The following is a 6,522-nucleotide window of genomic DNA, read 5'->3' as shown; positions in this document are numbered from 1 at the left end:
CGGCGGTCCTCATCGCGCTCGTCCTGGGCCTGGTCATCGCGTTCAAGCAGATCGCCAGCCCGGTCGCGACGCTGTCCTACGGTGCGCTCTACGGTGTCGTCCCGCACGAAGGCCCGGTAGGGCGTCTCCAGGTCCTCGGCGCCCAGCCGCCGGGCGGCGTCCCGCAGCCCGGTCAGTCGGCCGGGCAGCTCCGTCAGGGCCCGGGCCAGCGCGGCCGGGTCGTCGGGGCGGACGAACACGGCGGCGTCGCCGTAGGTGTCGCGCAGCAACGGCAGGTCGCTGGCCACCGCGGGCAGCTGCCAGCGCCGGCCCAGCGCCGCCATCCCGGAGTTGTCGATCCGGCGGTAGGGCAGGGCCAGGACGTCGGCGGCGGACAGCAGCTGCGCCATGCGCGCCTCCTCCAGCCAGCCGGGCTGCAGCGTCACCGCGGCCTCGATGCCCAGGGCCCGCACCAGCTCCGGCAGGTCCTGCTCCGGCGAGGGGCGGCCGGCCATGAGCACGTGCACGGGGAGGTCGGGCCGGGCCCGGCGGGCCTCCGCGAGCGCCGTGAGCAGCACGTCCGGGCCCTTGTAGGGGTACAGGTACCCCAGGAAAGCGACCAGGACGGCGGCGTCGGGCACGCCCAGCTCGTCGCGGACCCGGCGGGCGTCCTCCGGCCCGAGGGCGACGGCGCCCGGGGCGATGTCCGGCGGAGGGAAGGGCAGCCGCACCGCCGGGAGCCCGTGCCCGGTGGCCCAGCCGGCCATGGCGTCGGTGTGCACGACCACCGCGTGCGCCCGCCGGGCACTGGCCAGCACGGCCGCGGAGTCGCCCGAGCTGCCGTGCGGGGCACGGTTGTGCACCGTGGCCACCACGCGCGCCCCACCGCGGCGGAGCGCCTCCACCAGCAGCCGCTCGTAGCCCGGCCGGATCCCGAGCGGCACCCAGGCGACGTCGCCCCGGCGCACCGAGCGCACCGCGCGGAGCAGGCCGGTCGCCGCGGCCCGTGCCTTCGCCACCGGGCTGTCGGAGCCCCGGGGGAACCAGACGACCGACCGGCCGGCCAGCCCGTCGACCGGACCGCCGTCGGTGGTGGCCACCACGGTGTCGCCCACCGGGCCGACGAGGTTGGCCACGTCGACGGCGTACCGGCCGATGCCCCCGTGGCCGTACTGCTCGACGAGCCACAGCCGGGGGCCGCGCTCCCGCTCCGGGGCGGTCATCGGTCGGTGACCACGCGGCCGGCGACCGTGGCCCGCGCGGTGACCAGGCCGACCGCGTAGGCCCAGTGCTCCCGCGCCCGCCGCCGGTTGCCCACGGCGAGCTGGCCGACGGTGCGCAGCGCGTAGCCGAAGGCCATCAGGGCGCTGATCGTCGCGGCCCGTGCCGGCGACTGGTGCCGGCGCACGTAACGGGTCAAGGAGGCGCCGCGCAGGCGCATCATCTCCAGCGACGGCGCGCCCGAGCCGCCGGAGCTGCCGTGCACCCCGACGTCGGAGCGCATCCGCTCGTACATGCCGTGCTCGCGCGCACGCCGGCCGAAGGCGACGTCCTCGCAGTACACGTAGTACCGGTCGTCGAACCCGCCCAGCTCGAAGAAGGTGGACCGGCGGACCGCCATCACCGCGCCGCTGACCCAGTCGACGTCGAGCTGCTCACCGGCCGCCGGCCGGGCGAAGGGGCCGACCCGGGGCCACACCTTGTGCAGCCCGACGGCGAAGGCGGCGGCCCGCAGCGGGGAGAACTCCCAGCCGCCAACCCCCAGTCGCGGCCGCCCGTCGGGGTCGACGAGCACCGCGGCGCTGGCCGCGCAGCGCGGGTCGCCGATCACGTCGCCGGCCAGGGTGGCCAGGTCGGCCGTGGTGGGCCGGGTGTCGGGGTTGACGAACACGAGGACCTCGGAGCTCGCCGCGTCGGCCCCGGCGTTCGCGGCCCGCGCGTACCCGACGCCACCGCCCACCAGGTACTTGCCGTTCGGGCGGGCCGCCACCACGTCGGGGAGCCCGTCGCTGCCGTCGGAGTTGTCGACGACGACCACCGGCAGTTCGGCGGGGAGGCCGGCGAGCAGCTCCTCCACCAGGGCGCGACTACGGTAGGCAACCGTCACGACCGTCAGATCGGGGGCGTTCTCCGCTGCACGGGCCACGCGTTGTCTCCTCCCCGGCGGGCGAGGGAACCCACCGCTGTCACTGTGCGTAATACGCTCGGGTCAACGTACCCGGTGCCGCACGAGTCAGCCCGCGGCCGAGGGCGGTTCACCCGATCGCTCAGTGAGCACCCGAGAACTCGAGGAGGCGCGGTGGACGCGCACCGCCCCACGGGCACCGACCTGGCCGGCCCCCGGCCGCCGGAGCCCCCGGCCGGTCCCGGCCGTCCTCGCGGCCGGCTCCGGTGGCTGCTCGTCGCGGCAGCCCTCGCCCTGGTCGTGCTGGTCGTCGCCGTCGTCCGGTGGACCGGGGACGAGCCGGAGCCCCCGGCTCCCACCCCGCCGCCGCCGGACGCCGAGAGCCCCGCACCGCTCACCCGGGCCGACTGGGAGGGCACGTCGGTCGGCGTCTTCCGGAAGACCGACCCGGACGCCGTGCAGGCCTACGCGGAGTGGCTGGACCGGCCGATCGAGCTGGCCATCGACTACTCCTCCCGCGAGGACTGGCGGGACATCGCCCAGCCGGAGTACCTCTACGAGGCCTGGGAGGGGCTGCCCTTCCGGCTGGTGCTCGGTGTCGCGATGCTCCCCGACGAGGTCGACGCGTCGCTGGAGGAGGGGGCCCGGGGCGAGTACGACGAGTACTTCCAGACCCTGGCCGAGGGCCTGGTCGACGCCGGTCAGGAGGACGCCATCCTGCGGGTGGGCTGGGAGTTCAACCTGGAGTCGTGGGTCTGGTCCACCCGGGACGCCGACACCTGGATCGCCTACTGGCGCCGGATCGTCGACGTCATGCGCAGCGTCGACGGCCAGCAGTTCCGGTTCGACTGGAACCCCAACAACGGCTCCGGTGGCATCGACGCGGTCGACTACTACCCGGGTGACGAGTACGTCGACTACGTCGGCGTCGACGCCTACGACGTCACCGGCGCCGTGTACCCGATCCCCGACGACTGCGACCAGCCGTGCGCCGACGCCCTCCGGCGCGAGGCGTGGCGGGACCACATCTACGGCGGGGACCGCGGTCTGCGGTTCTGGAGCGAGTTCGCCGCCCAGCACGACAAGCAGCTCTCCCTGCCCGAGTGGGGCGTGTGGGAGCGCAACGACGGGATCGGCGGCGGTGACAACCCGTACTACATCGAGCAGATGGCGGCGTTCATCGCCGACCCGGACAACCGGGTGGGCTACCAGGCCTACTTCGAGAACGCGAACTCGCAGGGCACCCACGAGCTGATGGGCGACGACTTCCCGCGGTCGCGCGAGCGCTACCTCGAGCTGTTCGGCGGCTCCGAGGCGGGCTGAGCGGCCGGCCGCTCAGGTCAGGGGGACGGGCACCGGCCGGCTCTCCTGCCGGGGGCGCCGCCGGCCGCGGCCGGGCGGTGGCTGCCGGCGGGGCAGCAGGTCGAGGCGGGTCTCCTGCCCGGACCAGAGCCCGGTGAGCAGCCAGGCGATGATCGCGGTGTGCGGCTGCAGCAGGCTGCCGGACAGCAGGAAGGTCATCAGCAGCACGCTGCCGGGGACGACGCGCCAGGCGCCCCGGTCGAGCAGCGCCAGGACGATGAAGAGGACGAAGGCCCCGCCGGCGAGGACGCCGTACTCGAACATCAGCTTCGGCACGATCGTGTAGACCACGGCCTGGCCCAGCTCGCCGTCCCGGACGGAGGGCAGCAGTCGCTCGACCGACCCGGCCCCGGCGCCCACCACGAAGCGCACCGGGTCGGCGAGCATGCCGTTGGCGACCTCGATGTAGGGCTGCACGAACCGCAGGTAGCCGCTGCTGCCCACCTGGTTGGTCTCGCCGACCCGGTCCAGGAGCAGCGGGGCCACCGGGCTGACCAGCACACCGACGGCCAGCGCGGCCAGGGTGACCAGGTGCACCGGCCGGATCAGCCACCAGGCGCGGACGACGACCAGCACCCCTGCGCCGATGAGCAGGACGATGCCGGTGCCCGACACCGCGGAGAACACCCCGGCGACGAGGACGGCGACCTGCCACGACGGCGCCCGGGTGACGAACGCGACGATCGCCCCGAGCGCGCAGAACTGGGAGAAGAACGAGGGCTCGAGGAACACGAAGGCATTGCCCTTGTGCACGTCGGAGCCGTACATCAGCGGGATGTTGGTGTTGTACGTCTGGGAGACGAAGTCGGGGGGCAGGACCTCGCCCAGGTAGTCGGTGTAGCTCCACAGCCCGGCCAGCTGCGAGCCCAGCTGGGCCACGCCGACGACCGCGAAGACGAGCATCACCAGGACGAAGTTGCGGGCCACCCGCTGCAACGTGTCCGTGTTGCCCGGGCCGACCCGCAGGGTCCACAGCAGGTAGAGCGCCAGCAGCAGCCCGAGCGAGGTCACCGACACCAGGCCGCCCGCGACCGAGGCGAGCACGGTGGCCGCCAGGCACAGCACGGCGGCGAGCCCGAGCAGCTCGGCCCGCAGCTGGTCGACCCGGAGATGACCGGTGACCAGCAGCAGCCCGACGACGCCGTAGGTCAGGATCAGGCTGACCTGCACCGGGCTGGCGCCGATCGGGATCAGCAGCCGCTGGGTGAGCAGGACGATGACCAGCAGGGCGGTGATCCCGCGCACGACCAGGTCGGCCGAGCGCTGGGCGGCGACGGCCCCGGGCGCCGGCACCTCGCCGGCCCCGACCGAGCCGGTCGCCGTCTCGCCGGTCCCCGGCAGGGCCGGGGGAGCGGTGGCCGCCGGGGGGCCGTCCGTGGGCGGGCCGCCCGCGGTTCGTGTCATGCCGTCCCCTCGAGCTCGCCGTCGTGTGTGACCCGATCGTGGTACAAGGTCGCCGATCGAGATCTCCCGCCCGGCAGTGCGTGCAACGATTATCGCGGGCCGGCACCGCGTCGGTGGTAGGAGGGACGTCGTTCGGTGACCACTTCGAGGGACCAGGCGCACCCGGGGCACGGGTCCGTCGTCGCGAGCGCCCTGTGGCGGGGCCGCTGGCTGATCGGCGGTGCGGCGGTGGTGGCGGGTGTGCTGGGTGCGCAGCTGAGTGCGCTGCAGGACGAGACCTACACCGCGGAGAGCCGGATGGTGCTCTCGGCGACCGCCAACTTCAACCCGCTGGGCGGCAACCAGGCCTCCAACGCCGGCCGCTACCTGGCCAACCAGATGGCCATCCTCGACTCGGAGCCGGTGCTGGAGCTGGTGGCGGAGCAGCTGGGCGGCGACGCCGACCCCGCCGAGCTCGCCGAGGCCGTCGACGTCGCGACGCTGGCCGACAGCGACATCGTGGTCATCTCCGCGACCGCGCCCGATCCCCAGCAGGCCGCGGCCCGGGCGGACGCGGTGGCCGCCGCCTACCAGCAGTACGTCTCCCAGCGGGTGCAGGCGATCGCCGACGCCGCGGCGGCCGCCGTGGCGGCGGACCCGGGCGCGGTCGCGGACGTCCGCACCCAGGCCGCGGTCTACGGCGACGGTGTCGCCGTCGCCGAGCCGGCGGCGGTCCCGACGGCCCCGACGGCGCCCAACCCGGCCCGCGACGGGGCGCTGCTGGCCGTCCTCGCGGCCCTGGTCGCCGCCGGTGTGGCGATCGTGCGGCGCGGCCGTGGGCCGGTCAGCGGCGTGCGGCTGGCCGACGAGGCCGAGGCGCCGCTCCTCGGCGAGGTCGACCTGGCACTGTCCCGCGCGGGCCGGCTGGAGCCGGACGCGGAGGCCTTCGGGATGCCCCTGGTGGCACTGGACTACGCCACGGACGGCCGGACGGGGTCGGTCCTGGTCACCGAGCTCGACGAGCGCGAGTTGGGGGCGGGGGTCGCCCTGGGGCTCGCCGCCTCGGCGGCGCTCACCCGGCGGGTGCTCGTCGTGGACGCCGACGGCGCCGGTCACCGGCTCACCCGGATGACCGGGGTGCCCCGTCCGCCGCGCCCGCTCGACGACCTGGTCGGCGGGGTCCCCGTCGAGGAGGTCACCACCCGTTGGCCGGCGGCCGGCGGGGACCAGGTGGTCGACATCGCACGGCTGGGCACCAGCGCCCTGCGCAACCACGGCGGCGTCACCGTGCTGCACCGGTGCCTCGAGCAGGTGGCCGGCTCCTACGACCTGGTGCTCTTCACCGCGGGGCCGATCTTCTCCGACCCGGTGGCGTTCGCCCTGCTCCGGGAGGCCGCGTCGGTCGTCCTGGTCGTGGACCGGCGGGCCGGCAAGCGGCTGGCCCCCACGCTCGCCAGCTTCCGCTACCGGCTCCAGCTGGCCGACCGCTCCTGCGACGGCGTGATCGTGGCCCGACAGCACCGGTCGCGGGGCGCCGGTGCCTCCGCCGCACCGGCGGAGCCGGCACCGCCGGACCGACGCGGCGCCCGAGGCCGCGCCCGTCGTCCAGCGCTGACGGGCGCAGCGCCCGAGGCCGTGCCCGTCGCTCAGCGCTGACGGGCGCGGCCCCGGGC

Annotated in this window: 5 protein-coding genes; 2 read left to right on the top strand and 3 right to left on the bottom strand. The window is 75.3% G+C overall.

Annotated elements, in window-relative coordinates; all coding sequences use genetic code 11:
* Together ACI79Y_RS18855 and ACI79Y_RS18850 are read right to left on the bottom strand one after the other, a co-directional pair.
* Positions 1–1,202: glycosyltransferase family 4 protein (locus ACI79Y_RS18855; protein WP_457159966.1), on the bottom strand; the 1,202-nt coding region annotated here is incomplete at its 3' end.
* Positions 1,199–2,125: a glycosyltransferase gene (locus tag ACI79Y_RS18850; RefSeq protein WP_457159965.1), complete on the bottom strand. Its 927-nt coding sequence runs from the start codon at positions 2,123–2,125 to the stop codon at positions 1,199–1,201. The genes ACI79Y_RS18855 and ACI79Y_RS18850, both read right to left, overlap by 4 nt.
* 153 nt (positions 2,126–2,278) lie before the next feature.
* On the opposite strand from ACI79Y_RS18850, the gene ACI79Y_RS18845 reads away from it, so the two are divergent.
* Entirely contained in the window at positions 2,279–3,427 is a 1,149-nt protein-coding gene (locus ACI79Y_RS18845; protein WP_457159964.1) for a glycoside hydrolase family 26 protein, read from the top strand.
* 12 nt (positions 3,428–3,439) lie between these two features.
* Here ACI79Y_RS18845 and ACI79Y_RS18840 read toward each other — a convergent pair whose 3' ends face one another.
* On the bottom strand, positions 3,440–4,870 hold the full coding sequence (locus tag ACI79Y_RS18840) for a hypothetical protein (protein WP_457159963.1): 1,431 nt from the start codon (positions 4,868–4,870) through the stop codon (positions 3,440–3,442).
* A gap of 135 nt (positions 4,871–5,005) precedes the next feature.
* Here ACI79Y_RS18840 and ACI79Y_RS18835 point away from each other — a divergent pair, with 135 nt between their 5' ends.
* On the top strand, positions 5,006–6,505 hold the full coding sequence (locus tag ACI79Y_RS18835; RefSeq protein ID WP_457159962.1) for a Wzz/FepE/Etk N-terminal domain-containing protein: 1,500 nt from the start codon (positions 5,006–5,008) through the stop codon (positions 6,503–6,505).
* Positions 6,506–6,522 lie beyond the last annotated feature (17 nt).

This window comes from Modestobacter sp. SYSU DS0875 (assembly GCF_054050915.1).
The sequence above is the reverse complement of the archived record's forward strand: the minus strand, read 5'-3'. Positions and strand labels throughout refer to the sequence as shown.

What these genes read in the sequence shown, in the direction of transcription:
- ACI79Y_RS18840 (WP_457159963.1), bottom strand. Translation starts at nt 4,870, where the DNA reads ATGACACGAACCGCGGGCGGCCCGCCCACGGACGGCCCCCCGGCGGCC.